Genomic DNA, 25,719 nt, shown 5'->3' with positions numbered 1-25,719 from the left:
TGAAGGCCGGATGGAGATACAGTAAAGAGGCAATAAGCAATGTTCGTGGAACTCGTTTATGACAAAAGGAATTTTGATGGTCTGCCCGGTTCAAAAGATATCATTCTGGGCGAGTTGACCAAGAGGGTTCACCAGATTTTTCCGGATGCTTATTTCCGGGTAAAACCGATGATGACATTGCCGGCGATCAAAAGTGACGCCAGCAAGCATGAGAAAGAACAGATAAGTCTTACTGTTCAGGACATGTTTGGAGATACTGATATGTGGCTGGTGAGCGAATGATAAAAATGTACAACTTGATTACTCTGTGGGGATGACAGCCCCCCAACAACATCCGCCCAATCTTGCCTTTGGACTCATAGTATTTCTTATTGTCAATAAGAGCAAGAATCTCCCCTGAGATAACGTGCCTTAACGTAAAATGACAGTAACCCACTGTATTGACAGATTTTTCCATAGGTAAACACAAAAAGACTAACCATAGGCCTCATGAATAATATTGCGTTATTTATGCTTCCGGTTTATCAAACTATACGTATAATCGGTCATAGCCTTCACTTACGTAAGGGCATACGATCATGGTCACAAAAATTCACTCTACACCAAGGATTGGAGCTAAAATTTAACTATGTTTACCTACTGGTTCTTAAGCCTTAAAAAAAAAGTTTCTCCAGTATCCGCATCTGTATTTGTCAATTCATCACAAGCAAGTAGAAAAAAGAAAAACAGAATACTCGTTAAAGCAGGTATAGAAACGAATGGAAGCTTCACTATCAGACCACCTTTTTTCTTTGAGAAAGGGAATATTCAGATAGGAAACAACTCTTATATAAACTCAGGATGCGTTATTTTAGATCATGCGAAGGTAGTTATCGGAGAAAGTACCTTCATTGGACCACATGTAACTCTAACAACCGTTGCTCATCCAATATCTCCTAAAGAAAGATGCGACAGGTTACTAATGCACCCAATACACATCGGTAAGAACGTTTGGATCGGTGCCGGCGCAGTTATTCTTCCAGGAGTAACTATAGGTGATGGCAGCATAGTGGCAGCTAACAGCGTTGTAAATTGTGATGTTATGCCTAATACACTCTATGCTGGCTCACCAGCAGTGTTCAAAAAAACTTTAGAATAACTTATTCCGTGTCTGGCATGGGCGGCAAGTTAATATCAGGTGTGTCATATGGATTTATGCGGTTAACTAAAACGCGGTATTTTTTCCATGCCAGTAAAAGTGCCGCTTCCGCTTCTGTTGCAATATCAAGATCAACTGCGTCCTGTAAGGGAGCGATTTTTGAGGCGGCCATAGCCAGTAGGCTTTCTTTTTGTTGTGTCACCTGTGTAATCTGTGCCATTTTTTCAGATTCAGTGTCATGAACCCATTTTCTCCCGTCCCATTTCATAAAATGGCCTTCGGGCGCAATGGAAACAACATCATCCGGTAGTGCGCCTAATTGGTTAATTGTGGTTGCTTCCCCCGTGTGAATGCTGTAGACAATTTTCCCGCGATGGTCTTCAACCAGTGACCATTCATTAGAATCAGAATTAAATACTGCAATAAACCCCTCCGGTACTGACGGCGGGGCAATATCTGTACTGAAAGCAGGCAATCCGGTATTTGCCGGAATATAACCATCACCCTGACCGATAAACTCATTCGTCAAAGATGAAAGGTTATATATTGTAATTACCCGGTTGGAGTCGGTCATTTTAAAAGCCATTATGCAAGCCTCACTAAATAGTTAAATGCGGTATTTTTGACGGTATTTTCTGCATGACCTGACGGCGAAACTGTCACGCCATGGCTGTGCGCACCAATATAGACAGAGTGGGCATGTGCTCCAATGCCAACAATATGACTATGCGCACCTATATAAACGTTGTGTGCATGAGCGCCGTCAGTGGAGGTCGTTTGCGTGACCGCCCCCATGTTTTGGTTTCCGGCTGGATATCCCCAACCTGCTTGCCATGCCAGGAATGAGTAATTGTGCTCGTGAGCACCCTGAACATCGGTTGTTTTTGTACCGTAATCAAAACCTGTTGTTTCTTTATTTCCGTAATCAAATCCGGTGGTGTCACGGTTTCCGAGGTCGGTAGCTGTGACCGTCGCACCATGGTCGTGTGACTTAATACCGTCAAGTTCCTGAGACAATACAGCACGACCATCAGGTTTGCCCTTTATCGTCTGCCCTCTCATATCAGGGATAATCCCAGAAGGATAAGCTACAGCCAGTAGTGGATAGGCAGACTTATCAAACGGCTGTCCCTGCATAATCGCATGGTTAGCAGGTGGCGTGTCTGAAGGCCAGGGAATTGGCGCACCTACAGGGTAGGAGTCAGGAGGGGGATTATTTGGTGAATAAACTCTCTTTCCATTATCGAAAACATTTCCAAACTGACAATTCCCATTTGGCCAGATAGCTACTGGATTTGATGCCCATGCGCCTTTTTCGTCATAAAAATGAATATCAAATCTGCCCTGATAATAACCATATCCGCAAGCCAGTATTCCTTTATCGTCGCCGTTGTATATTAGGTGGTTGGCGCCATTTCTGGGTTGCAATAATGAAAAGGAAATTTGTCCCTTTAAATTACCTCCTGTTATCGGCAGCGCTCCGGCCGCAAGTTTTATCGTTTCTACTAAACCAAGGTATTGGAGCAGGCCCGTTACATCTTTCCCACTCAGATTAGTCAACGTTTCGTTAAGCGGCTGTTTATCCGCTAACGCATTGAGCATCGTCGTTGCAAAGTTGGGATCATTGCCTAATGCATCAGCTAACTCAGCCAGGGTGTCCAGTGCTTCAGGAGATGAGCCAACAAGCGCTGCAACAGCTGCGTGAACAAACTCAGCATTAACAATTTGTTGGTTGTTAATGGTCAGTGGTGGAGTGGGAGTGGTTGGCGTTCCCGTCAGTTCAGGACTGTCCAGCGGGGCTTTTAGGTTCGTCAGGTCTTTGACTTTTTTAACGGCTTTCGGTGTCGCTGCAAGGGCTTCACTGTCGCTGTCGTCATCACTGCTTAACTGCACAAGCCCCTTTTGCGTTGTACTGGCATCTCCCAGCTTCAGACTTTCAGCAATATCCCGCGCTTCATCGCGGTATCCTTGTGAGGCTGCTGCTGCACTTTCAGCGCCAGCCATCGCGGCTTCTGCGCGCTGAGTATCATCGGCAACAGCAGCTTTCAGTTGCTCCGAAACCTTGCCTGCAGCTTTCTCTGCAGCGTCTGTCGCTGCTGTTTCAGCGGCTTCCACTGCCTCATTCCGGGAAGTCAGCGCATCATCTCTGGCCTGTTCTGCGCGGTTGGCACTCTCAGCGGCTGCATTTTTCTGGTTCTCAGCCGTTTCGGCTGACTGCAGAGCCGATGCTTCACTTGAAGATGCCGATTCTGCACTGGCTGATGCAGCAGTCTCTGATTTAGCGGCCTTGTTGCTGGACTCTCTGGCATGCTGCTCACTTAGTGCTGCAGCTGCCGCGCTGTTATTCACCTGTTCTGCAGCCTGCGTGGCCGTGATGGCGCTTTCACGCGCGGCATTTTCAGATGAGGCTGCATTACCGGCATGCTCCCCCGCTGTTTGTGCTGATGAAGCGGCACTTTCGGCACTTCCAGTTGCAGACTGTGCCGAAGCACCTGCCTCCTGCTGCGCTTTCTGTGCCGTATCAGCGGCAGTTTTTGCCACTCCGGCCTGTTCCGTCGCTGCCTGTGCAGACTTTGCCGCACTGTCCGCATCTGCACCGCTGGCCTGAGCGTCCTGCGCCGTCTGTCGGGCATTATCGGCAGCAGACCGGGCAGAATCATCCGCAGCATCCGCAGAGAGTGCCGCCTGGCGCTGTGACTCTGCCGCAGCCGTTGCAGACAATGCTGCCGCATCATTGCTCTGCGCTGCTGACTGTGCGGCCTGTTCAGCGAGTTTCCGATCCTCCTCTGTTGCACCGCTCAAATCCACAACGCGGTTTACCATTTCCTCAAAGCGTTTCATCACCTCCGGACGTAGGTCCGCATCCTTCGGCGCATCGAGAAACGCATTCAGGGTATCCGGCGCATCGGTCGGGGCCACGTAAATGTCGCCAGCAAGTACGGGAGGAAAACCTTCCCGCAGCAGTGACACACTGTAATAACCCGGTTCAGCCTCAATGCTGTAGTGGCCATTCGCATCCGTAACCGAGGATGAGGTCACCTCAACCACAACGGTCGGGCTGGTTTTCCTGGCGCTCAGCTGAATGGTGCAGTCCTGTACGGGTTTTCCCGCGCCATCTCTGAAAATGCCTGATATGAGTACCGGCATACTACCTCCATAAAAAAACCGCCCGGAGGCGGTTTCTGTCATTAACTTATTGTTATCCCGGCTGATGACTTTTTCGTCACAATAACCAGCAGGTCACTGATTCGGGAAAATGGATAGCCGCTGCTGTTACCGTGTGTACTGACGCTGAAACTCAGCGTCATCCGTCCGCTCCCGGCAGGCATATCCAGTGTTCGCGTAAAAACGGCCGGTACACCTCTGCTTGTCTGCTTGTATATCTCCACCCCGTTTTTCCTGACAGTCAGCGTACAGTCATCCCATACGTCATTACTGGTCTGGCTGTCATACGCTGCACCCTGAAAGGTAATCCCAGGAATGGAAACCTGTCGGTCAAAAGACTGGTCATCTTCAATCACGACTGTCAGTGTCCCGTTGGCATACCGTTTTTCACCGTTACTGGTTATGAAGTAAGGAAACTCCCTGCCCGCTGCCTTAACAATATCCCCAAGAATACGCTCGGCCCGGAGCGTACCCTTGATGGTGCAGTTTTCCTCAATCGTCACATTGTTGAGAGCACCAGAGTTCGCACTGATATGGCCGCTGATATCCGCATTACGGGCGGTCAGTTTGCCGTCAGGCGTTAGCGTAAAGGTCGGCGGGTTCCCGCCACTGGTGATAGTGGGAGCCGTCAGATATTTGAGGAACACCTCGTTCATAAATATCTGATTCCCCTGAGCCACAAACATCGGGGTCTCATTGCCGTTTGCCGGGTCGATAAACGCGATACGGTTTGCTGCCACCAGGAACTGGCTTACCTTCCCTTCTTCCGTGTCTTCCATGCTCAGGCCCAGACCAGCCACATAGTGCTTCCCGTCTTTGGTCTGCTCTATCTTCACACCCCACATGGCATTCCATTTGCCGTTCGCGTCCTGCCATTCTTCCGAAAACTGATCCAGCCTGCTGGCGTTGTCTTCCGTCAGCTCCACCTTCTCCAGCAGCTCTTTCCCCAGGTGGCTTTCGGTGATTTTCCCTTTGAAGAAATCCAGGTAGCCCGCCGCATCGTTGCTGGCCTGCCCTTTGGCCTCCACGAACGCCGATTTCCCGACCTGGTTCACGGCCCGGATATAGAAGTAATAATCCTTGCCGGGTTTGATACTGCTGCTGGCCGCAATCCAGTACAGCGCGGTGCCGAGATAACGCGCATCGGTTTCCACCTGGCGGATATCGGCAATCTGCGTATCCGTAAACCAGAACTCATACTGCACCGTGGGGTCATATACCGCCTGGCGCGGGGTGGCGGTTATCTGGAAATAGCTAGGTATCAGCTCAACATAAGACGGTACTGCGGGCGCGGCGATGCTGAAAACTGTGCTGGCGGGGTCACCCTGCTGGCCTTGGCTGTTCACTGCCCGCACCGTCAGGGTATAACGCCCAGGAGACAGGTTGCGGAAAGTATGCTCCGTTTCGGTCAGGGTCAGGCTGCTGACCAGGCGGTCGCTGTTATCTTCCGCTTTCACCGTCAGGCGCAGGAAAAAGTTCACCCCCTTAACCACACGTGGGGTATCCCATCGCGCCCGCACCTGATACTGCCCCTCCTCTGCCAGAATCTCTGTGGTCAGGTGCTGCACGGCAGGCGGCGTGTTCGTGATACCTGTATCCGGCAACGGATCAAACGTCGCCCCGTTGTCCACGATGGATCCTTTCTCCGGAACATGCTGTACGGCAGTAATGGCATACGTGCCGTCATCGTTTTCCCGTATGGCCACACAGCGAAACAACCGCTGGCGCAGGTCCGGCAGTTTCAGCCCCCACACACTGTACTCCGCCACACCATCGGGTAACTGGCTGACGGTCACGCGGTCCGGGGCGGGGTGCGCGGTGACCGCGACGGTAACAGGCTGGCCATTGCTGCCCACCAGGTTCAGCACCACATTGCCGCCTGCCGGTATCTCCACCTCACGGTCCAGCGTGAACGTGCGCGTAATGCTGTCGACCGACAGAATGCGTCCGCCCACGGTCACGCCAGCATAATCACTGTCGCAGACCTCAATGATATCGCCGGGAACATGTCGCAGCCCCTCAGCCCCTACGGAAAAATCCACCGTCTGCGTTTCCAGCAATTCGGTGGTGATGGCCCACAGTCCGGCGCGGTGCGCCTGCCCACGGCTGGTACAGGCAAAGGCATCCATCTTCAGGACATTGCGACCGTAGCGCCGGATGGCAGCGTCGTTTTCCACCAGTTCGGTTGACGTTTCCCAGCCGTTGTTCGGGTCGGTGTAACGGACCTCGGCGGCATTGTGTCGCTCTTTCAGGGCGCTGAAGCTGTAGATGAACGGCGCACCGTCAGCGGGCATCACCACATTACTCTGCGTATAGGTCCAGACTTTATCGGCGGGCCGGTCCTGCACAAACGTCAGGGTGCTGCCGTTCCAGACCGGCATACAGCGCATCAGGGAACAGAAGTCCCCCAGCACGTCCCACGCTTTACGCTGGTCCGTCAGATACGCATTGCAGGTGATACGCGGCTCCGTCCCGCCAAAACCATCAGGAACAGACTGATCGCAGTACTGTGCAATGGCATACAGCGCCCACTTGTCAACATCGGCAACACCAATGCGGCTTCCCATGCCATAGCGCGGGTGAGTCAGCATATCCAGCACACACCAGGCTGGATTATCTGTCCAGGCGGGTTTAAACGTCCCGTCCCATATTCCCGTATAGGTCCGTTTTAACGGATCGTAATTCGACGGCACCGGCACAATACGCCCGCGCAGGTGATAGTTTCGCGTGACCTGCTGGCTGCCAAACTGCTCCGCGTCCACTTTTACGCCGATAACAGCGGTATTCGGGTAACGTTGTTTCACATCGATGATTTCGGTATAGCCCGACCACACCGTTTTGTTCTGCAGCAGGTCTGTCGTGCTGTCATCAGTGAGGCGCTGCATGCGGACTTCAAACGGCCGGGGCGGCAAATCATCAATCACCACGGATGCCAGAAACTGCGTGGTCGTTTTCCCCGTAATGGTGATATCCCGCTCCACCTGCCACTGGCCATCCCGGCGAAACTGGATCAGCATCTGTACGCTGGTCGGATTGCGGTCGCCTTTGGTACTGGTGCTGACCAGCGACTGCACACCAAAGGTAAAGCGCAGACGGTCCAGCGTTTTAGTGGTAATGGTGCGGGTCACCGGCTCTGACTTCTTCACCTCCACACCCAGCAGGGTTTCAGCGCCGGAGTCTTCGAACCCCTCCATCGCGGTCTGCTCATCCTCCCCCACGCGGTAAACCACGGTGACACCGTGAACCATCGCGTTACCGTCGCTGTCGAGGACCGGAGTTTTGTTAATTCTGACACTCTTCAGCCCGTCCACCGGGCCTTCTATCGGCCCCTCGCAGATGGCATCAACAACGGTCAGCATCTGGCTGGATTTCAGGTCGTCAGGAGCCTCATGCGGCGTTTTACTGCTGCCACCACCCTTACCCATAATCTGTTCCCTCTGAAACGACAGAACCGCCCGGAGGCGGTTCTATGTAAATACAAATATGCTGTAGTAAGTCAGCGACCGATGATCACCACCTGCCCGCCGCCACCTTCATCCCGGGTGCTGATTTCCTGGGAGATCGTGCGGGAGCCGACCAGCATTTCACCGTATAACACCGGCAGGGCATTACCCTGCGCCACCATGTTGTCCAGTGACGAAAAATAGGTGTTCTGTTTGCCGTTATCGGTCTGCCGGGAGGAGGGTATTTTTGCCTGGGGTGTCAGCATCTGCGCCACACCGCCCAGCATCATGGCTACCCCCATAGAAAACAGGACCGAGGATGCTGAAATAGCACCGGCAGATAATGCGCTACCCCAAAGAGCAAGAGTTGCCCCGCCAGTTAAAAATGATGCGCCGATTGCCACGGCACCCAGCACCACCTGGAACAGACCACCTTTTCCAGCCCCTGCTATACGCGGCACAATATGAATAATGGCCCCGTCCGGCAGCGGCTCATGCAGACGGGCTGACACGCTGGTTTCATCCACATCCTGACCGGCGATGCGTATCTGATACCAGCCATCATTCATTTTCTGCCGGAAACCCGGTAACTGCATGGCCAGCGCGTAAATGGCCTCAGCCCCCGTTTTTATACTGAGGCTGAAGCGGCGGCCAAATCGTTGTAAATCCCCGTGAAGGCAGACGCGTGCCATGCCTGGTGTCGCCAGATTGAGTGTGTGCGGCGTTGCCATTTGTCGGTATACCTCTCGCGTTTACTTAGCTGGTCAGGAATATGGTGTAACAGTTCGCCGTCGCCGCAGTAAATCGCGGCATGGTTGGCAACCGATGAACCAAAACAACAAATCAGAATGTCTCCGGGCTGTGCCTCTGCGGCATTCACGCGGTAAAAACCGGTCGCCTCCAGATTATCCAGATAGAGATTATCTCCCTGCTTCCACCAGTCCTCCCCCCGCGCAAAATCCGGCATCTCAATCCCCGCCAGATGGTACGCATCGCGGAACAGGGTGTAACAGTCCGTCACACCATGCTCAAAAGCCCGCCCGGTGAGGAATGGCACGCAGCGAAATTTGTATATCCGATTATCGCAGACCAGCCACCACGGCAGGCCACTCTGCACCTGTAGGCGGCGATCAACATCGCTGAGAAACGGCAGGCCATCGGGATGGCTGTGTACCAGGGCCACCACATCACCTGCCGCCTGCGCCTGAATGTAATCTGCCGGATCCATGCGGAAATACAGGGTTGGTTCAGCTGAAAGATTCTGGCAGGGAAAATACCGCTCCCCGGCTGGCGTGTTCACCACCCAGCCGCATGATTCAGTCGGCGCACACGCAGCGGCATGCGCCAGGAGTGTTTTTTTCATGGGTATATCCATCAGGAAAGACGGTTAATGGAGAGGAAGCAGCCGATGCGCGGCAGGTTATTACGCAGTTCGCACCCGGTACGGCATTTGCTGCAGGCATCTTTTGCCGGGTCTGCCGTGGGCTTGTCAAATTCATCCGCCACTGGTGGCCCGGTATAACCACACTCCTGCGAACGGTAGGTCCAGTTGCAGACATCCGCCAGCATGATCCGCGCCGGAAACACGCTGCCGTCCGTTTCGGTCGGTGTGGCCAGCACGAAGGTCGCCGTGGTGGCTTTCAGCTCCGACAGTTGTTCAATCAACCAGCGGCTGACCACTTCCTGTTCCGGATCGGCCTCCGGGTTGCCGCCTGTAAAGTTCACCGCATCGAGAAAACGGGCGTATACGACATGCCTTACCACCGTGGCACCGACGAGGCTCTGCATATCTGCCGCAAGTCCCGTAACCATGCTAAACAGGTTCGACACTGCCAGCGTCGGGCGGGCGGAAGTTCCTTTCCCTACCAGGTCGAATCCGGTTCCCTGTATCGGGTAAACGTCGTACTTCCGGCCCTGCCAGGTGACCGGCTCGCCCTTCTCGTTCGCTTCATTTGAAAAATAGTAACGCTGGCCACCAAAGGCCGTCAGGTCGATTTCCCACAAATCAATGCGGGCCGACTGCTCGGTTTTCGTGGTTTCATTCAGCGTATCCTGTGGAATACCCTGCATATACCTCTCCTAAATGACAACCTGCTCAAACGTGGTGGTGTAAGTAACCCACATAGCCCCGACACTGACCGACCATTTCCGGCACACCACCCGGATTTGTGTCCAGGTATATGGCGGCGTCCACAGAAACGATTTCACGCCGCCATGCCGGGAAAGGAAAGCCTCCAGCCGCTGATGCTCCCCTTTGCGCACTTTGATCGTCACATTGTATTTCGCCAGATTGCCGTTCAGTCCGGCGGGGCGGCGTTGCTCATAGCCATCACCCATCTTCACGGTAATAACCTGTGGCTCGGCCTCCATCGTCATATCCGGACGAATTTTCCAGTGAAAGATTTCCATATGTTGTCCTCAGCTGAGTCTGCCGCCGTCGCGGGATTGCTGTGCGAAAAAATCTGCAGCGGCTTTTCGTCCCACGTCATAAACCGCTTTCAGCGCCCCGGGGCCAATCTGTCCGTTGCTGCCATCCTGATTGATAATTTCGATGTGATACTGCGGCGCAAACATCGCCATCCCTCCCGCGCCAGCGGCAACCACACCTAACTTGCCATCAGCGCCCCGACGTAACGGCAGAATCGCCTCCGGTCCGGCTTCGCCCATCACGCCAGCCCCTTTTGCAAACGCAAAGTATGTTGGACTGTCCACCACACTGCCGCTATACCCGCTTCGGCAGAAGCGCTACCTGCCGTTACGGTGCCGGATGCGGTTTCCATCAGACGATCCAGCGCGGTATCCGTACGCGCCTGGGCACTCTGAGGAGCCGCGGCAAGGATGCGCTGGGCACTTTCCACCGTCATCCCTGGCGTTTCCGCCAGCGCGCGCGCCTGTGATTCACGCCCTTTCGCCTCTTCACAGTTCAGGATCCCCATAATGCGACCGTTTTCGGCTGCGACCGCCGCTGCCAGCTGGCTGCTGATATCAACAGTTGCACCCGCTGCAGGGTCAGTAACGACCGCAGCAGGCACGTCAACGGTGGTCACGGTCTGGTCAGCAGATGCTGCTGGTTGAGTGGTATCTGCGGATGCAGTAGTACCTTTCATGCTTCCTCCTCGGGAAATCATCGTTCGTTTGTTAATTGCATCGCGCATAACGTTCAGCGCATCCATGTTGTTGACCAGCTGCTCCGCCAGGCCGTTGTCTACTGATTCCTGGCCTGAAAACACAGCGGCTTCAGTATCAAGAACGGCCTGAACCGACATGCCGGTATAACCCGCCACCTTTTCAGCGAACATCTGCCGGGTAGCGTCGATACGCGCCTGAAAATCTGCACGTACCTCTTTGGGTAATTTCTCGTAGGGGTTCCCGTCCACCTTGTGATCGCCGCTGTAAATCAACGTGACCTCAACGCCGCTGGTTTTAAGGGCGGCGCCGTAATTGCTGTGGGCCATCATGACCCCGATGGATCCCGTTCTGGCCGTCTGCGTCACAAGCCGACGCGATGCCGCACTGGCAATCAGCTGGCCAGCGCTGCAGTTCATATCGTTGGCTAACGCCCATATGGGTTTGATATCCCGCATGCGGGCGATGATGTCCGCACAGTCAAAGGCACCCGCCACCATTCCACCTGGCGTATCCATATCCAGAAGAATGCCGTCTACACCCGGGTCACTGATGGCCTGCTGGAGGCGCGCGATGATGCCGTTGTACCCCGTCATCCCCGAATACGGCTGGAGTGAGCGGGTTTTACTGACCAGCGTCCCGGAAACAGGCAGCACTGCGATACCATCAGTGATCTGGTAGCTTCGCGCCGGCTTTGGCCCCATTTCCTCATCATCACCAAAGAGTGCCAGCGGTTCAGCCATCTGCTCTGCGCCAAGCGTAACGCCCGACACGGTGTCGGTCAGACGGGTGATACCTAACTGACCAGCGAGCGCGCAAAAGAAAACCCGCGCATAGGCGGGTTCAAGTAAAAGCGGCTCATTGAAAGCCATACTGGCAATGTGCGGGAGATTACGCAGCTCTGGCGTCATCGGTCCCCTCCTCATTCGATTTTTTCAGTCCAGACTCAAAGGCCGAAGCCGCCCACGCTGGCGGTTTAAGTCCCGCAGCGCGGCGCTCCATCGTTTCACGAACCTGCTGGGCAAAGATTTCCTGATAGTCTTCCCCGCGTTTGGCGCATTCCTTCTCATAGGTGCTCAGCCCCGCCTCAATGAGCATGACGGCCTCCTGCACCTCCTTCAGTCCGTCAATGGCCATTCGCCCGGAGCCGATCCAGTCAGCATTTCCCCAGGCGCTTCGCGCCTCCTGAAAACTGAACCGGGCTTTAGACGGTAATGTCACCACGCGGCGAACAATGGCCTCTTCCAGCCAGCATAAAAACATCTGACAGGCCTGGCGGGAGGCAACAAATTTGCGACGCCCCATAAAGTACGCCCAGGACTCGTTAGCACTGGCACGGGCGGTGGAATAACTCATCTGCGAATAGTTGCGAGAGAGTTGCTCATACGACACCCCCAGCCCTGCAGCAATGTAGCGCAGCAGAGATTGTTCAAACGTCGAATAGCCGTTGTCAGTGTCCTGCGCTGACTGAAGATTCAGGGAGTCGCCCGGCATCAGATGCGGCACCTTCGCGCCCCCGAGGCGAACCGGCGCCGCGGTATAGTACGAGGCCATCTCCCCCAGCCAGCCGGTCATCTTGCTTTGCTGCTCTTTACTGTCTGAGCCGAGAATAAAGTCCATCGCGGTTTGCGTATCCAGCTCACTTTCAATCGTGGCGGCATACATCGCCTTGACAATCGCGCTCTGGAGCTGTGTATTCTGCAGTGTATCGAGCATTTTCATTTGCTCCATGACGCTGTAAAACACGTTGGCACCGCGTGTCTGCCCATCTTCCAGGGGTTCAAATACGTGGATAAAGGAAGGCCGCCCGCCGGGCAGTTCACGCGGGATGTAGGTCCACTTCTGCGCCATCCACCCCGGATAGCCATCCTCGCTGACGTAATATCCCAGCGCGGCGCCACTGTCATTTGTTCTGACACCTGCCCGGCAGTTTCGCGTATCTCCGGCGTTATTGGGGTTGCTGATGCGTTTCGGGCTCACCATTTTGAACTGTGTGCGGAAAAGACGCGTGGAATCACTGTCCCAGGTGGCCTGTGCACATAACTCACCGTTAAACGCATGCATGGAAACACCCTCGCGGATCATCATGGTGAATGTACGCTTACGTTCCGCATCGATGCAGCAGCAATCATCCTCCGCAAATTCTTTCCAGGCCGCCTCAACTTCACGGGAGAACGCCCGGGCCTCTTCCTCTCCAATGCCAAGAAAACGCCAACTGGGGCGATAACTGAGCCGGAAAAACGATCCGACAATGTGGTCCTGATGGAGCTGTACCGCGTTTGCCGCATAACCGTTATTGCGGACCAGATCGTCAGCGCGCGCGTTACCACGGGAAAAATTAGGCAATAACGCAGCATCTGCGCTTTCACTCGGTGGATTCCAGGCGCGGAGCTGACCGCCAAAGCCACCAGCACCGCCATGATATCCGGCATAATCCCGCAGAGCGGTTTTACCGTCCGGTCCTAACAAAGCAGGTGTTTTCATGCGTAAAATCCTGCCGGTCCCCGGCGTCGTGGAGTGGTGCCAACCTGTGACTCAAGTTCGGCAATGTATTTCTTCAGGTCACTGACGGAGGTCGCAGTGAACTCAACCCGCCGGCCGTCTTTTTGCACCGTGGCTACCCGCTTTCCCATCATGAGGTCATGCAACGCAGCGCGGGCGGCATCCAGATCTGTCTGTGTCGCCATTATTCATCTCCAGATAATGCCCGGGCATAATCAGCCAGGGTTTTGTTATTGGTCCGGCTTCCCTCTTCCTCCTGCAGGCTCGCGAGCAGTGAATCAAGATTCAGTTGCCATCGCGAAATACTGATCCGCAGGGCCGCCAGCGCATAAACGAAGCAGTCCAGCGCCTCATTTCGTCGCTTTTTGCTGTCCCAGACGATTTTCTTACGCCCGTCCACCCATTTTTCAACCTGCTCCTCAGCAGTAAGTTGCTGTGCCTCAGCCAGATCGTAAATTTCGGGGTTATTGGGAAAATGCACGGCTCCGGCAAGAGGTTCACTCCCTTCCGGCTGAAGTGTGAAGCGGTTATAAATCTGCTCCTTTGCGGTATCTGTACCCACTTCCGTCAGATAAACGCCGTTCTTGTTGCGTTTACGCGGCATATTCGCGACGGGCTTGCCGTAAACGGAAGCCCCTTTAATCGGGATCACGCGAAACAGGCCATGCTTTTTTGAGCGATTGTAGACAATGGTGGGGTCAATACCGCCGATATCCCAGCAGATACGGGATACCGACATTTCCACGCCATTCTTTCGGAGATAGGTTTTGTTAATCGCCTCGTCCACCCTGACAAGGGTCGCTTCATCATCATGACGGCCCATAATGATCTGCCGGTCAATCAGCCAGCTTTCCTCACCGGGCCCCCATCCCCAGACGCGCATTTCATATCGATCCAGCTGGGAGTCAATCCCGGCTGTCAGATAAGCAACACGCTCCGGTACGGATGCCCCGAAGAACTCTTTGCGTTCGGCCATGAGCTCCGCGTCAGGCCGTTCACCAATTTTAGGCTCCCATGTTTCGCCCAGAGTGGTGTTCACGAAGGTTTTACGCTTTCCGGTATCCCCTTTCGTTTTTAGCCAGTCTTTAACGATCTGTACCCAGGTGGTAAACGGGCTGTATGCCGTCCAGATGTGAAACGTCACGCTGTCTGGCGGGTCGATTTCGGTGCCTGTTGATGAAAACCAGGATAAACCGTCGCGCGTCCAGATCCCGGTGGTGTCGCAGATGTAACGAGCTTCAGTGAAATCCAGCTCCTGCTGCTTAATAACGCAGGCATTATGTTCACACAGGTAAAAGACGCTGGAGGGTTCGCCCGGTGTCCATTTGAACCCGAACGGGGTCTCTTTGTCGCCGAACTTAAGGTACTGTTCTTCACCACAGTGCGGACAGGCAACATGAAAACGCATGAAATGCCCGGACTCGCTGGCAGCACGCTCAATCTGGCAGGTCCCCTTTGTTTTTGGCGTTGAGCCGCGAATAGATTTAGGCCAGACAGAGCCCTCAATACGTTTGTCACCGAGAAACGTCGGGGAACCCTCTTTCTCAATATCCTCATCAAAAGCAGCGAGTTCGTCATAGCCGGCAACATCCACTGACTTTTCACGATAGTTTTTCGCCGCCTTACCACCCAGACACCAGAACCCGCGACCGTTGGAGAAGCGTTTCATACTGAGCGTATTATCCCGGTGCTTTTTGCCATACCAGGGGGCCAGCGCCAGAAGTGACGGAATATCGCGGATCGTTGGTTCAACATGCGACTTCATGAAGTTTTCGGCGTCACCATCAGTGGGCAGCCAGATAAGGGAATTTCGCTGCTTGTGCTGAATAAAATACGCATAAACACCCAGCAACATTTTTGAATAGCCAACACGGGCAGACTTAACAACGTTAACTTCACGAATGTAGTCGTTACCCATCGCATTCATGATCGCGCGCTGAAACGGCAACGTTTCCCAGCGCCCTTCCTGATAGGCCGACTCTTTGGGGAGATAGTAATTATCGTCTGCCCATTCAACCGGCGTTTGCGGCTCAGGTCGGTACAGCGAAAGTAGCCCTGCGCGCGCAGAGTGTTGCAGCCCCTTAACCTGACTGTTCGATATATTCACTCAGCAACCCCGGTATTATTTCATCCAGCGCAGCTGCTTTGTTCATGGCCTTAATGATGTCCTTCTTGAGGAAATCAATATGTCGGTTTTCCAGCTCCGGGAAGCGCCGTTGAACAGACAGAGGAACTCCATCAAGAATGCTGGCTACTTCTCCGGCCATCCGCGACAGCACGAACGTGCAGAATGCGGTTTCCACCACCTCAGCGGAATCTTTTGCATTTTTTAGTTCCTGGGCGTCTGCCTGCGCCCGGGTAAGGCGGTGACGCTCATAGTCAATCGTACCTGGCTGGAGGTCGGATTCCGATGCAAGACGAAGGTCTTCCACCTCCTTGCGTAATTTCTCATTCTCAATCGCCGCGTCGCGTGCGGAATACCATTCGATAGCCGCGGAAGATTCATAGAGGACCTCATTACCTTTTCCGCCGCCACGTGCTACAGGCATTCCCTGATCCTGCCAGTTCTGGATGGTTCGCACGCTGACACCAAATATTTCAGAAAGCCGCTTTTTGTTGACCTCCATAGCCCACTCCATGCACAAAAACAGAGAAAGGAAACGCTCTCTGGCTATTTAACCGTTTTTAAGGCTTATCGTTTCCTTTCTTTTCAGGGGGTGTTTGCAATTAAAACAATGAATTAGCGAGAAGAAGAACGGAAATGGCAAATGCCTGAAAATTTTCATAAATAGCGGGAATCTGCGCGGTCGCCGCCCCGTAACAGGCCGGATCGCAGGAAAGGACCCACAAACGAGATTAATTATCATTTGCACAACATACATCGACGGCACTGCTGCCAAATAACACCACCATGGCAGCATTCCATCATGATGCCCTACGTAAGCCTGTCGCACGGCAAAACCGCCAAGAGTTAAATGATTACCCAAGTTTACAGCTGAAAGACTTTCTTAGATGTGCTCGTACGATGCGCATAAAAAAGCCCCGCAATTGCGAGGCCTGGGTTTATTTATCTCTCGAACTACTTGTTGTGAATGACAAATAACGATTTACATTTAGGACAAAGCAACGCCTGTTGCTGTCGTACTTTCGTGGTCGACTGTGTGGAATTATGCCCACATATCGGACACATAACAGTCATGCTGGCTACAAGGCCAACGCGACGCATTGCGTTATCAAAATATGACATGATGGTTAACCTTTAAATGAGTGTGGTTCACCATATCATAACCAGTTCATTTATTAACCAACTATTCTCGTATATTTGAGATTATATCGATTTATCATAGTCATGCATGCCTACAGCAATACCAGTCATACCCTGAGTTAGCCCGAAGATTAGCAATGAAGATTTTTTCTTTTTTCACCGTAATTGTAACAGCACTTCATTAGGCGCTGGAATAATCATCGTGATTCTTCACAACCCAGTCACCTTTCCTGTCCTTTACAACCTCAATAAATTCATCAGCATGAGAATATGAACCACCTTCATCTTCCCACTCATTTAACGAATGTAACCATTCATCCTGTGTCACGATTTTTCCTGTTACAGTACTACGCAAAAAAATAGTCATAACTATTTAGCCGGTAATTTAAGGAATCGATTCACTTTGATTATAGGTTAGATATCACTTAGCATATCTCCTATAGCGTCTGAAAATATATCAAATAAAATTATTAGAACATTTTAATATATATCAAATCATTATCAGCGTTTTCCATGTGCATTTATTCTAACTGCTATACTTTATAGATCACTAATTATTGGAGATTTAGTTTATGTTTGGTATAAAAAAAGATAAAAACCATATTATTCATGGTGAACTGGAGGAAAGTTATGGTGAGGCTCTGGAGTCACCTGACCATAAATTTAATGATACAGCAAGAAAATACGCATCCAGAGCAGGGGATGCAGTGCGAACAAGTACAGATAACATCAAGAGTCAGATAGAGTCCAATCCAATAACGTGCGTCGCCGTAGCTGCGACCACCGCGTTTATAATTGGTTTTTTGATTGGGCGGCGTTAAATAATAAATGGCTCACACCGAGCCATTTAAACCGTAGAACACTTAAGTAGCAAAAATAAACAACATTGCTTATTTTTTAAATTTCATTTATACGAAGTTCTAATCAAATTCTCAACACATAAAAAAAACCGCCTAGATTACGACGGTTTATTATGATGCGTATCATTTAGGAGAATCCCTTTCAATTTCGGGATTATCTGGCTCTGAGGGTTCTCCGTCATCTGGATAAATAGGTTTATCTTCTCCAGGGAAGGGTAAATCTTCAGGCATCGGATCAACTATATCAGGACGGTCTGTCATAAAACCACCTTTAAATTACTAAGAAAACAACAAAGCATTATGTTTACTTTTGTGTTTTTTTAGTTTTATTCTTTTCCTCATCATCATTTTTTCTATCCTTGTTCTTAGATTGATCAGGAGATATGTTAATTGAGTAAAATTTCATGGAAAACTCCAATTTATTCTCCAGCAAGTCGCTGTGGTTATAGTATAGTTTAAAAAAACCATAAAAATTAACGAGGCGGTTATTATTTCGCGCAAATACATCCATGTCATTAATTAATGAGAAATTAAAAAAACATACTTACAATTAATTTACATAATCCTATAGAGCGAGATTATTTTTATGTTTTCTAATTACCCGCATCGCTTCCAACCTTCCTCTGCCTTTTTATCTCTTCAATTTCTCTAATCCCTGTAAGTTGGTTGTTTGCCTTCTCTATTGCTGCAAGAAGAGGTTTAATCCAGAGTACTGCCTGGCAGTACGTCAGCGCGCTGGAGGCAACGGGACTATCACTGGTTGCGTCAGCGTCCCCGGAATCGGAGTACATAGCGCTGGCACGTAAACGGTTCGCGTAGTTGAGCAGCCCACCAGCGACATCAGCAGGAACAGGCATATCACAGGTTTTTTCACGTCGGAGAATCTCCCGGTATTCGATCACTGTTTTCTCGGTGCTGGCATCTATCAGTGAGTTAAGGCGATTGGCGTTCTCGGCTACCTGGTTAAACCGGTTAAAGTTGAAAGCCTGTGTGGTTATTACCGTCGCCTGTAGTGTGTTGTCGCTGCGCAGTACCCGATTGTCACTTTCGGATGTGGCCAAAGCGGCATCGCTGCGGGACAGCAGCACGCAGAGCACCGCGATGAAGATGATAGCTGCCATCCCAACAACAACGAGGCTTCTGTTCACTGGTCTATCCCCCAGCACGACAACGCGCTTTCCTGGTCCCGTCTTTCTACCTGACCATAGCAACCATTCTTCTGGCCTTTGGTCAGACGACAATCGCGGCCATCGTCTTTAATCCACCAGCGAATGGCTTCACATGCACCTTTATTCCTGGTGGCGTTTTCCGTCGTGCAAAAGAGATCATTTCTAAAAACGAAAGCCCGTTCAAAGAGTGGTCCGCCGCCCTGCGCAAACGCGCTGGCATTCTGGATTATTCCCGCGCCGCTATTTTCGCGCTTATTCGTAGTGCAGAAGAAAACACTCACCATTTCCCGGAACTGCTGAGCCGTTACATCAACAAAAACCTGACTGAAACCGACCACCAGCACCCAACTGAAGAAACCCTGGCGGCAGCCGGTCACGTACCAGAAAAAAGCTGGGAAAACGAGATTAAAGAGAAGTCCACAGCTGAACAGAAGGCAATAACCGAGCAACCAGAAATCGCCAACATGGGCAACGGTGTTTTCTCCATTGATGGCCTGATGGGTAACCAGCCGGCGCCAGCGCTTTCTGTCGTAGACCAGGTACGCCAGCGCGCCGTCGAAGAAAAATTACATCAAGCCAATACCGAGGAAACCACCAGCGATGTGCAGATGGAAAAAACTGACAACAGCGAAATCAAAGCTAATCCTGAAGTGTCTCAGAGCGAAACAGCAGTTTTGCCAGTTAAAAGCGCTGATGCAACTGGTGACGCGTCAGCTTCCCTGAATAATGAACCCGTTCACCATATTGATACGGATACCCTGAACGCTTTTTATACTCACCTGATGGTTGATATGGAAACTATGGGCAACAGTCCTGATGCCCCAATAGTCTCTATTGGCGCTGTATTTTTTGATCCTTCAACTGGTAACACTGGTGCCGAGTTTTACCAGGTTGTCAGTCTGAAGTCATCGATGTCGTTTGGCATGAAACCGGATGCCTCTACAATTCAGTGGTGGCTGAAACAATCATCTGAAGCCCGCTCTGCCATTCTTGTTGATGAAGCCATGGGGCTGCTTGAGACTCTCGAACTTCTGGCTGACTTTATTGCTGAAAATGCTGCTAACGGTAGTCACACCATTCAGATGTGGGGTAATGGATGCTCGTTTGATAACGTCATTCTTCGCCGCGCATACGCGTTAACAGATACCCCCTTCGCTGTTCCGTTCTGGAATGACAGGGACGTAAGGACCATGGTCGAGCTGGGTAAATCTGTCGGTATCAATCCACGCTTCGACATCCCGTTTGAAGGCGAAATGCACAATGCGCTTTCTGACGCCCGGCATCAGGTCAAATACGTCTCTGCAATCTGGCAACGCCTGACTGCAAACTGATTTTCTAATTTCACAATTTACGGATCCTGCCTGGTATGTTTCTACAGGCAGGCCATCAGAGAGATGAGCTATGCACGAACTTACACTGTCTCCTCAGGAAATTGCAGAAATTACTGGCTATCAGCGCTACACCCACCAGCAGCGACAGCTGCGGTGTCACGGCATACCGTTCACCACTGATGGGCGGAACCGCCCAATTGTATTGCGCAGAAGTATTGATCCCGGAGTTTCTGAATTACCTAAGGTCGATGAATATGTTGCACTTGAGCCAAATTACGACGCAATCAATGGGCAGACCAAGAAAAGATCCTAAAGACAAGCACCTCCCGCCACGCGTAACTAAAAACCGTTATAGCTATGTGTGGAAGCCAAAAGGAACAAAACAAAGCGTAACTCTTGCACCTATTACCGGGACGAGTATGTCCCGGCTATGGGCGCGTTATGAGGAAGAAAAAGCCAAGCGCTCAGACGTAATGACATTTTCTAAATTATGGAAGTTATTCACCAGCAGCCCAGCTTTTGCTGAACTGGCTCCACGAACGCAGACTGATTACAGGTCGTATGAAAAAAACCTCGTTCCAGTGTTCGGGAATATGCGAGCAGATGACATAAAAATTGAGATGGTCAGGATCTATATGGATAAACGTGGCCAACGCAGTATTAACCAGGCAAACCAAGAACTCGGCGGGATGTCGCGTGTTTTCTCATGGGGATATGAACGAGGGTATGTGAAAGGAAATCCGTGCAAAGGAGTACGCAAGTTCTCTTTAAAAGCCCGTGACGTGTACGTGACAGACGAAGAATATCAGGCAATTTATGAAGAGGCGGCACCAGCTCTCCGGGTTGGCATGGAGATATCTTACTTATGTGCGGCTCGCGTTTCGGATGTTCTTTCTCTCAAATGGTCGCAAGTAAGCGAGGAAGGCCTTTTTATCCAGCAGGGAAAGACCGGGACTAAACAAATAAAAGTCTGGACTGAACGGCTTCATAACGCCATCGAACTTGCAAAAACTCTGGGTGGGCGGGAAACGGTTATCTGTAGCAGCAAAAAAACTAAATACTCGAAAAGTGGGTTTAACGATCTGTGGGAAACCGCAAGGGAAGCAGCAGGAAAAAAACTAGATAGAAAAATGCCGTGTACATTTCATGATCTCAAAGCCAAGGGAATATCTGATTACGAAGGCTCGAGTAAGGACAAACAACTATTCTCAGGTCACAAAACTGAAAGCCAGGTTGTGGTTTATGACAGAAAAGTGAAAATTTCTCCCACATTGGATCTTCCAGTCTTGGGCAAATCAGAAGATGATGATGGCGAGTTTTATACCAAGTGAATATACCAACACTATACCAAGTGTGACATGAGTCGTTGAAAGGAATTGAGCTAAGTGTTTGAATAGTGGCGGAGAGAGGGGGATTTGAACCCCCGGTAGAGTTGCCCCTACTCCGGTTTTCGAGACCGGTCCATTCAGCCGCTCTGGCATCTCTCCGTTTTAGCGGTTGCCATGATGCCAGGTAATTTGGCATTTTAACAGACCCAGTTCCGTCAATTTCGTTCAAGTGACGAGTTTGCGAGCAAAACGATGATTAAGTGGCCCTGGAAAGAACAAGAAACAACCCGGAGTGATGACTGGCCGTGGGATGACGCCCTGGCCATTCCCCTTCTTGTAAATCTCACCGAGCAAGAACAAGCCAGACTTATCGCCCTTGGCGAGCGCTTTTTGCAACAAAAAAGACTGGTCGCACTGCAGGGGTTTGAGCTGGACCCGCTGAAAAGTGCACGTATTGCTCTGCTTTTCTGTTTACCTGTTCTGGAATTAGGGATCGAGTGGCTCGACGGGTTTCACGAAGTGCTCATCTACCCAGCCCCCTTCGTCGTGGACGATGAGTGGGAAGACGATATTGGGTTGGTGCATAATCAACGCGTTGTACAATCCGGACAGAGCTGGCAGCAAGGCCCGATAATCCTCAATTGGCTTGATATTCAGGATTCCTTTGATGCCTCCGGCTTTAATCTGATCATCCATGAAGTGGCGCATAAGCTTGATATGCGTAACGGCGATCGCGCCAGCGGTGTTCCGGCGATCCCCCTGCGCGATATTGCCGGTTGGGAACACGATCTGCATGCCGCAATGAACAACATTCAGGATGAAATCGATCTGGTTGGTGAAACCGCATGTAGCATAGATGCCTACGCAGCAACGGACCCGGCCGAATGCTTTGCCGTGTTATCCGAGTATTTTTTCAGCGCGCCTGAATTATTTGCTCCGCGTTTTCCTGCCTTATGGCAACGTTTCAACCAATTTTATCGCCAGAACCCTATGGAGCGGTTACGCGATACCCGAGAAGACGACGATTATCGCTCACCAAATGTGCATTAACACTGAATTTGAAGATTAATTAACCAATTGAAATGACGTACTAATTTTACTGTTGACACCTCATGATGAGGTCAGTAATATGCGCCTCGTTCACACGATTCCTCTGTAGTTCAGTCGGTAGAACGGCGGACTGTTAATCCGTATGTCACTGGTTCGAGTCCAGTCAGAGGAGCCAATTTAAGGGAAGCAGACGTTCACTGACGTCTGCTTTCTGCATTTCTATCAGTTGGTTATCCCCTTCTTCAGGTTCGCCTTCGTTCACTAAAAACCACTCGAAGCCATACCCTTTTGCTGGTAAATATGTTGGTAATGGTAGTTCGATTGCGTTTTTACCAACAAACGGGGGATGCCGTTATGCCACTTACTGATACTAAAGTAAAAAACGCCAAACCTCTCGATAAGGAATACAAACTGACTGATGGCTTTGGTATGTTCCTTCGCGTTACCCCTAAGGGTTCTAAATACTGGCAGATGGCTTACCGCTTCGACGGCAAGCAAAAAATCTTCTCCATAGGTGTTTACCCTGCTGTTTCACTTGCTGATGCAAGACAACGCCGTGATGAAGCTAAAAGACTTCTTGCTCAGGACATTGACCCTAATGCAAAGAAACAGGCCGAAGTGAAAGAGCTGAAAGCCAAACGCGACAACACTCGTTCTTTCAAAGCTGTTACCAAAGCGTGGTTTTCTACCAAAAAGAAATGGTCAGAAGATTATCGTCATACCGTATTAAATCGCCTTGAAACCTATATCTTCCCGGATATTGGCAACAGAGACGTTACCGAGCTTGCCACTGGCGATCTGTTAGCCCCCATAAAAAAAGTTGAAGCCCTTGGCTATCTCGAAGTTGCTACACGAGTTAAGCAATACGTCACCTCCATCCTGCGTTATGCCGTCCAGCAACAACTTATCCGCTATAACCCGGCTTACGATCTGGAAGGCTCCATACAGAAACCTGAAACTGAACACCGTCCTGCTCTGGAACTTGAAGAGATTCCGTTGCTGCTTAAACGGATTGATGCCTACAAGGGCCGCAGACTGACCACGCTGGCGATTCAGCTTAACCTGCTGGTATTTGTTCGTTCCAGTGAGCTGCGCTTCGCCAGATGGTCAGAGATCGATTTCAGGAGCAAGCTGTGGGTTATCCCCGAACAGCGGGAAGTCATCGAAGGGGTGAAATATTCAGGCCGTGGCACCAAGATGAAGCGTAAGCACTTCATCCCTCTCTGCCGTCAGGCAATTGCGCTCTTTAAAGAAATTAAACAGCTTACCTATGAAGATGGCAATGATGCCGGTTTTATCTTCACAGGCAGCTATGACAGCTTTAAACCGATGAGTGAAAACACCATAAACAAGGCGCTACGTAAGATGGGCTACGATACCCTGAAGGACATTTGTGGTCATGGCTTCCGCACACTGGCCTGTAGTGCCTTAATTGAGTCTGGTTTGTGGTCAGAAGACGCTGTAGAGCTTCAAATGAGCCACAAGGAAAGCAATAGCGTCCGTGCAGCTTATACCCACAAAGCCAAGCACCTTGACCAGCGCCGCCTGATGCTTCAGTGGTGGGCTGATTATCTGGATGCGAACCATAGCGGTATGGTCAGGCCATTTGAGTTTGCCCACATTACATAAGGGCAAGAAAGCCAAGTATGGCTTTGCCTTATGCAGTAGACATACATAATACAAGGATTTAATCTAGACAAGTCAGTCATAGTAAAGAAATGGAGTTTGTATTGATCATTGAATATGCAGTGGAAAAAGAAACAAAACAGATCATGCATATTGATGATGTGCCTAATGGAGCTAAGTGTAATTGCATATGTAAGTCATGTAATGATGAATTGATTGCTCGCAATGGTGGAAAATTAAAAAAACATCATTTCGCCCATAGAAATCTTATCGAGAATCGTGCTTGCCGAATGACACAGTTGCATTTAGCAATGCAACATTATTTTCTTAGCTTAGATGTATTAACAATACCTCAAATGACTTTTGCGTATAAGAATCACACGCTAAAAACACCACTAATAAAAACCAAAATACTAGCCGCAACCTTAGAACACAGAATCGGAAACTATGTGTCAGATGTCTGCCTTAACACAGATACTGGATTATACATCGTCGAGATCTGCGTAACACACAAATGCGAGCCTGAAAAGGTACGTTACTTTAAAAATAACAAAATAAATGCAGTAGAGTTAGTGTTCGAATACTCTGAAGATATCGAGATAGAAGAATGGCATCAACGTATTAAAAACAATAAAGTTCCCAATGAATGGTTTTATTACTTAGAGTGTATTAAAGCGATTGAATGTCATGAGCTAGCTGTCGAAAAAGAAATAAATGAAAGACGTTCAAGAAGATTAAAAAACACACTAAATTCAATCCACAAAACAATGAAAAATAAGACCATATTCCTGCCAAGTATTCATGAGAGTATAACTTATGAAGAATCTAATGAGGTTTTTACTGAAAGCTTCTGCCTGTACACAAAGAAGAATCGCTCCGTTGATAAACTATCGGTTATACAAAAAAACGATGATTATCTTATCCTACGTGGAGACACCTTGCATAAAGGGAAAGAATTTCATATATGGATAATATATTTACTAAATGAATTTGATTTGAATCTAATGGACGATTTTGATGGAAGTGTAATTATAAGATTCTATCCTATAGATAGTAACAATCCTCAATGGCGCTGGTTGAAATATCCATCACTTGAAAAAGAAAAAACACGAGTACGGTCTCAGTTCATTAAAAACTGTAAAGAAAATATACATATAAAATCCCTAACAATTTATATGAGCAATAGATTAAAAAATCGCTCATATGAGTATTTAAACATGACCGATGAACTATTCAATAGAGACTACAGCACATGGAATAAATGGCTTATAAGCCATAAGTTATTTGCTCCGAACATACAGAGGAAGTGGCCGAAATTACCTATAATGCTTAAAGAAATGAAAGAATCACCCAGCCTTTGGATGTTCCAGAGATGGTCGATCTTAGTAATTAGCATTATGATTAATATAATAGATAACATTTCAATTGGAAGCAGTATTACAGTTTATAACATATTTGATGAAATGAGTGACATCCTACCTCTCGATCCTGAATTTATATCTTTAGAAGCAGAAGCAATTGCCAATAAGAAAACCATTCAACTATCTCATCGCCATCTTATTTTTAGAAGGAATATAATTCTTGAGGTTCTACAACCATTAATCGAAAGAAGTATTTTGACTGTAAAAGGTGATAATGTAATTAAGGAAACACCATTGCAACAATTGTTTCTACAAAGCATAGTTTAACTATCTATCGGGGAAAAGATCTTTGCCA

Annotated in this window: 25 protein-coding genes, 2 tRNA genes and 3 pseudogenes; 11 read left to right on the top strand and 19 right to left on the bottom strand. The window is 50.0% G+C overall.

Translation table 11 applies throughout. From position 1 onward, the window contains the following. Positions 1-39: 39 nt before the first annotated feature. Together OGX99_RS17735 and OGX99_RS17730 are read left to right on the top strand one after the other, a co-directional pair. Positions 40-282 carry a DinI-like family protein gene (locus tag OGX99_RS17735; RefSeq protein WP_286544534.1) on the top strand — a complete coding sequence of 81 codons (243 nt, stop codon included), beginning with the start codon at positions 40-42 and terminating at the stop codon, positions 280-282. Between the two features lie 346 nt (positions 283-628). Further along, positions 629-1,138 carry a sugar O-acetyltransferase gene (locus tag OGX99_RS17730; RefSeq protein ID WP_286544531.1) on the top strand — a complete coding sequence of 170 codons (510 nt, stop codon included), beginning with the start codon at positions 629-631 and terminating at the stop codon, positions 1,136-1,138. A 1-nt stretch (position 1,139) separates the two neighbouring features. On the opposite strand, the gene OGX99_RS17725 is transcribed toward OGX99_RS17730, so the two are convergent. From OGX99_RS17725 to OGX99_RS17655, 15 genes and pseudogenes are all read right to left on the bottom strand, one after another. After that, positions 1,140-1,724, bottom strand: coding sequence for a tail fiber assembly protein (locus OGX99_RS17725; RefSeq protein ID WP_286544528.1), 585 nt, complete (start codon positions 1,722-1,724; stop codon positions 1,140-1,142). Beyond that, positions 1,724-4,285 carry a phage tail protein gene (locus OGX99_RS17720; protein ID WP_286544525.1) on the bottom strand — a complete coding sequence of 854 codons (2,562 nt, stop codon included), beginning with the start codon at positions 4,283-4,285 and terminating at the stop codon, positions 1,724-1,726. Before OGX99_RS17720 ends, OGX99_RS17725 begins: the two co-directional genes overlap by 1 nt. Positions 4,286-4,326: 41 nt before the next feature. Further along, positions 4,327-7,728, bottom strand: coding sequence for a phage attachment tail tip protein J (gpJ, locus tag OGX99_RS17715; protein ID WP_286544523.1), 3,402 nt, complete (start codon positions 7,726-7,728; stop codon positions 4,327-4,329). Positions 7,729-7,799: 71 nt separating this feature from the next. Next, a complete protein-coding gene (locus OGX99_RS17710) occupies positions 7,800-8,477 on the bottom strand; it encodes a tail assembly protein (protein ID WP_286544519.1) in 678 nt (225 codons plus the stop codon). Continuing rightward, positions 8,375-9,109, bottom strand: coding sequence for a C40 family peptidase (locus OGX99_RS17705; RefSeq protein WP_286544516.1), 735 nt, complete (start codon positions 9,107-9,109; stop codon positions 8,375-8,377). The genes OGX99_RS17710 and OGX99_RS17705 overlap by 103 nt, the downstream gene beginning before the upstream one ends. Positions 9,110-9,120: 11 nt before the next feature. Continuing rightward, positions 9,121-9,816 (bottom strand): phage minor tail protein L, encoded by a 696-nt coding sequence (locus OGX99_RS17700; RefSeq protein ID WP_286544513.1) that lies wholly within the window; start codon positions 9,814-9,816, stop codon positions 9,121-9,123. Positions 9,817-9,825: 9 nt separating this feature from the next. Beyond that, positions 9,826-10,155 carry a phage tail protein gene (locus tag OGX99_RS17695; protein ID WP_286544510.1) on the bottom strand — a complete coding sequence of 110 codons (330 nt, stop codon included), beginning with the start codon at positions 10,153-10,155 and terminating at the stop codon, positions 9,826-9,828. A gap of 9 nt (positions 10,156-10,164) precedes the next feature. Next, positions 10,165-10,479, bottom strand: a pseudogene (locus OGX99_RS17690) (phage tail tape measure protein); the annotation flags it as partial. Next, the gene (locus tag OGX99_RS17685) at positions 10,413-11,783 is read right to left on the bottom strand and encodes a S49 family peptidase (protein WP_286544507.1); all 1,371 of its coding nucleotides are present in this window, start codon (positions 11,781-11,783) and stop codon (positions 10,413-10,415) included. The gene OGX99_RS17685 and the pseudogene OGX99_RS17690, both read right to left, overlap by 67 nt. Continuing rightward, positions 11,764-13,356, bottom strand: coding sequence for a phage portal protein (locus tag OGX99_RS17680; RefSeq protein WP_003826190.1), 1,593 nt, complete (start codon positions 13,354-13,356; stop codon positions 11,764-11,766). Before OGX99_RS17680 ends, OGX99_RS17685 begins: the two co-directional genes overlap by 20 nt. After that, on the bottom strand, positions 13,353-13,559 hold the full coding sequence (locus tag OGX99_RS17675) for a phage head-tail joining protein (RefSeq protein WP_003034782.1): 207 nt from the start codon (positions 13,557-13,559) through the stop codon (positions 13,353-13,355). Before OGX99_RS17675 ends, OGX99_RS17680 begins: the two co-directional genes overlap by 4 nt. Then, positions 13,559-15,481, bottom strand: coding sequence for a phage terminase large subunit family protein (locus tag OGX99_RS17670; protein ID WP_286544502.1), 1,923 nt, complete (start codon positions 15,479-15,481; stop codon positions 13,559-13,561). The genes OGX99_RS17675 and OGX99_RS17670 overlap by 1 nt, the downstream gene beginning before the upstream one ends. Next, positions 15,456-16,001, bottom strand: a complete 546-nt coding sequence (locus tag OGX99_RS17665; RefSeq protein WP_000453624.1) for a terminase small subunit — start codon at positions 15,999-16,001, stop codon at positions 15,456-15,458. The genes OGX99_RS17670 and OGX99_RS17665 overlap by 26 nt, the downstream gene beginning before the upstream one ends. 452 nt (positions 16,002-16,453) lie before the next feature. Beyond that, a complete protein-coding gene (locus tag OGX99_RS17660) occupies positions 16,454-16,621 on the bottom strand; it encodes a YnfU family zinc-binding protein (protein WP_219816768.1) in 168 nt (55 codons plus the stop codon). A gap of 199 nt (positions 16,622-16,820) precedes the next feature. Further along, a complete protein-coding gene (locus tag OGX99_RS17655) occupies positions 16,821-16,967 on the bottom strand; it encodes a hypothetical protein (protein ID WP_286502932.1) in 147 nt (48 codons plus the stop codon). Positions 16,968-17,211: 244 nt separating this feature from the next. On the opposite strand from OGX99_RS17655, the gene OGX99_RS17650 reads away from it, so the two are divergent. After that, a complete protein-coding gene (locus OGX99_RS17650) occupies positions 17,212-17,460 on the top strand; it encodes a hypothetical protein (RefSeq protein WP_047499049.1) in 249 nt (82 codons plus the stop codon). Between the two features lie 162 nt (positions 17,461-17,622). On the opposite strand, the gene OGX99_RS17645 is transcribed toward OGX99_RS17650, so the two are convergent. From OGX99_RS17645 to OGX99_RS17635, 3 genes and pseudogenes are all read right to left on the bottom strand, one after another. Then, positions 17,623-17,760: a hypothetical protein gene (locus OGX99_RS17645; RefSeq protein ID WP_286502930.1), complete on the bottom strand. Its 138-nt coding sequence runs from the start codon at positions 17,758-17,760 to the stop codon at positions 17,623-17,625. A 332-nt stretch (positions 17,761-18,092) separates the two neighbouring features. Next, complete coding sequence (locus OGX99_RS17640) at positions 18,093-18,620, bottom strand: hypothetical protein (RefSeq protein WP_286545321.1); 528 nt, start codon at positions 18,618-18,620, stop codon at positions 18,093-18,095. Positions 18,621-18,643: 23 nt separating this feature from the next. Continuing rightward, positions 18,644-18,805 (bottom strand): annotated as a pseudogene (locus OGX99_RS17635) (lysozyme); the annotation flags it as partial. Between OGX99_RS17635 and OGX99_RS23910 the strand changes: the two are divergent. The 4 genes and pseudogenes from OGX99_RS23910 to OGX99_RS17620 all read left to right on the top strand — a co-directional run. Further along, a pseudogene (locus OGX99_RS23910) lies at positions 18,740-18,979 on the top strand (RecE-related exodeoxyribonuclease); the annotation flags it as partial. The pseudogenes OGX99_RS17635 and OGX99_RS23910 overlap by 66 nt on opposite strands. Before the next feature lie 153 nt (positions 18,980-19,132). After that, positions 19,133-19,999, top strand: coding sequence for a 3'-5' exonuclease (locus OGX99_RS17630; protein WP_286544496.1), 867 nt, complete (start codon positions 19,133-19,135; stop codon positions 19,997-19,999). A gap of 70 nt (positions 20,000-20,069) precedes the next feature. Next, positions 20,070-20,312, top strand: a complete 243-nt coding sequence (locus OGX99_RS17625; RefSeq protein WP_071667664.1) for a DUF4224 domain-containing protein — start codon at positions 20,070-20,072, stop codon at positions 20,310-20,312. Then, positions 20,287-21,330, top strand: a complete 1,044-nt coding sequence (locus OGX99_RS17620) for a tyrosine-type recombinase/integrase (protein WP_286544492.1) — start codon at positions 20,287-20,289, stop codon at positions 21,328-21,330. The genes OGX99_RS17625 and OGX99_RS17620 overlap by 26 nt, the downstream gene beginning before the upstream one ends. A 66-nt stretch (positions 21,331-21,396) precedes the next feature. On the opposite strand, the gene OGX99_RS17615 is transcribed toward OGX99_RS17620, so the two are convergent. Then, positions 21,397-21,486, bottom strand: a tRNA-Ser gene (locus OGX99_RS17615). Between the two features lie 93 nt (positions 21,487-21,579). On the opposite strand from OGX99_RS17615, the gene mtfA reads away from it, so the two are divergent. From mtfA to OGX99_RS17595, 4 genes are all read left to right on the top strand, one after another. Further along, complete coding sequence (mtfA, locus tag OGX99_RS17610; RefSeq protein ID WP_151218921.1) at positions 21,580-22,377, top strand: DgsA anti-repressor MtfA; 798 nt, start codon at positions 21,580-21,582, stop codon at positions 22,375-22,377. A 99-nt stretch (positions 22,378-22,476) separates the two neighbouring features. Further along, positions 22,477-22,552: transfer RNA gene (locus OGX99_RS17605), tRNA-Asn, on the top strand. A gap of 179 nt (positions 22,553-22,731) precedes the next feature. Continuing rightward, positions 22,732-24,006, top strand: a complete 1,275-nt coding sequence (locus tag OGX99_RS17600) for a tyrosine-type recombinase/integrase (RefSeq protein ID WP_286544489.1) — start codon at positions 22,732-22,734, stop codon at positions 24,004-24,006. A 101-nt stretch (positions 24,007-24,107) separates the two neighbouring features. Next, positions 24,108-25,691 (top strand): competence protein CoiA family protein, encoded by a 1,584-nt coding sequence (locus OGX99_RS17595; protein ID WP_286544485.1) that lies wholly within the window; start codon positions 24,108-24,110, stop codon positions 25,689-25,691. Positions 25,692-25,719: the final 28 nt, after the last annotated feature.

This window comes from Citrobacter sp. Cu096 (assembly GCF_030332285.1).
GTDB classification, from domain to species: Bacteria; Pseudomonadota; Gammaproteobacteria; order Enterobacterales; family Enterobacteriaceae; genus Citrobacter; species Citrobacter meridianamericanus.
This window is presented reverse-complemented; position numbering and strand designations above follow the sequence as displayed.

Coding starts and splice junctions, on each gene's coding strand:
- OGX99_RS17675 (WP_003034782.1), bottom strand. CDS start 13,559: ATGGCGACACAGACAGATCTGGATGCCGCCCGCGCTGCGTTGCATGAC.
- OGX99_RS17650 (WP_047499049.1), top strand. CDS start 17,212: ATGTTTGGTATAAAAAAAGATAAAAACCATATTATTCATGGTGAACTG.
- OGX99_RS17680 (WP_003826190.1), bottom strand. CDS start 13,356: ATGAAAACACCTGCTTTGTTAGGACCGGACGGTAAAACCGCTCTGCGG.
- OGX99_RS17710 (WP_286544519.1), bottom strand. CDS start 8,477: ATGGCAACGCCGCACACACTCAATCTGGCGACACCAGGCATGGCACGC.
- OGX99_RS17640 (WP_286545321.1), bottom strand. CDS start 18,620: ATGGCAGCTATCATCTTCATCGCGGTGCTCTGCGTGCTGCTGTCCCGC.
- OGX99_RS17600 (WP_286544489.1), top strand. CDS start 22,732: ATGCCACTTACTGATACTAAAGTAAAAAACGCCAAACCTCTCGATAAG.
- OGX99_RS17700 (WP_286544513.1), bottom strand. CDS start 9,816: ATGCAGGGTATTCCACAGGATACGCTGAATGAAACCACGAAAACCGAG.
- OGX99_RS17645 (WP_286502930.1), bottom strand. CDS start 17,760: ATGACAGACCGTCCTGATATAGTTGATCCGATGCCTGAAGATTTACCC.
- OGX99_RS17630 (WP_286544496.1), top strand. CDS start 19,133: ATGGGCAACGGTGTTTTCTCCATTGATGGCCTGATGGGTAACCAGCCG.
- OGX99_RS17730 (WP_286544531.1), top strand. CDS start 629: ATGTTTACCTACTGGTTCTTAAGCCTTAAAAAAAAAGTTTCTCCAGTA.
- gpJ (WP_286544523.1), bottom strand. CDS start 7,728: ATGGGTAAGGGTGGTGGCAGCAGTAAAACGCCGCATGAGGCTCCTGAC.
- OGX99_RS17625 (WP_071667664.1), top strand. CDS start 20,070: ATGCACGAACTTACACTGTCTCCTCAGGAAATTGCAGAAATTACTGGC.
- OGX99_RS17665 (WP_000453624.1), bottom strand. CDS start 16,001: ATGGAGGTCAACAAAAAGCGGCTTTCTGAAATATTTGGTGTCAGCGTG.
- OGX99_RS17620 (WP_286544492.1), top strand. CDS start 20,287: ATGGGCAGACCAAGAAAAGATCCTAAAGACAAGCACCTCCCGCCACGC.
- mtfA (WP_151218921.1), top strand. CDS start 21,580: ATGATTAAGTGGCCCTGGAAAGAACAAGAAACAACCCGGAGTGATGAC.
- OGX99_RS17660 (WP_219816768.1), bottom strand. CDS start 16,621: ATGTCATATTTTGATAACGCAATGCGTCGCGTTGGCCTTGTAGCCAGC.
- OGX99_RS17725 (WP_286544528.1), bottom strand. CDS start 1,724: ATGGCTTTTAAAATGACCGACTCCAACCGGGTAATTACAATATATAAC.
- OGX99_RS17705 (WP_286544516.1), bottom strand. CDS start 9,109: ATGAAAAAAACACTCCTGGCGCATGCCGCTGCGTGTGCGCCGACTGAA.
- OGX99_RS17735 (WP_286544534.1), top strand. CDS start 40: ATGTTCGTGGAACTCGTTTATGACAAAAGGAATTTTGATGGTCTGCCC.
- OGX99_RS17720 (WP_286544525.1), bottom strand. CDS start 4,285: ATGCCGGTACTCATATCAGGCATTTTCAGAGATGGCGCGGGAAAACCC.
- OGX99_RS17685 (WP_286544507.1), bottom strand. CDS start 11,783: ATGACGCCAGAGCTGCGTAATCTCCCGCACATTGCCAGTATGGCTTTC.
- OGX99_RS17695 (WP_286544510.1), bottom strand. CDS start 10,155: ATGGAAATCTTTCACTGGAAAATTCGTCCGGATATGACGATGGAGGCC.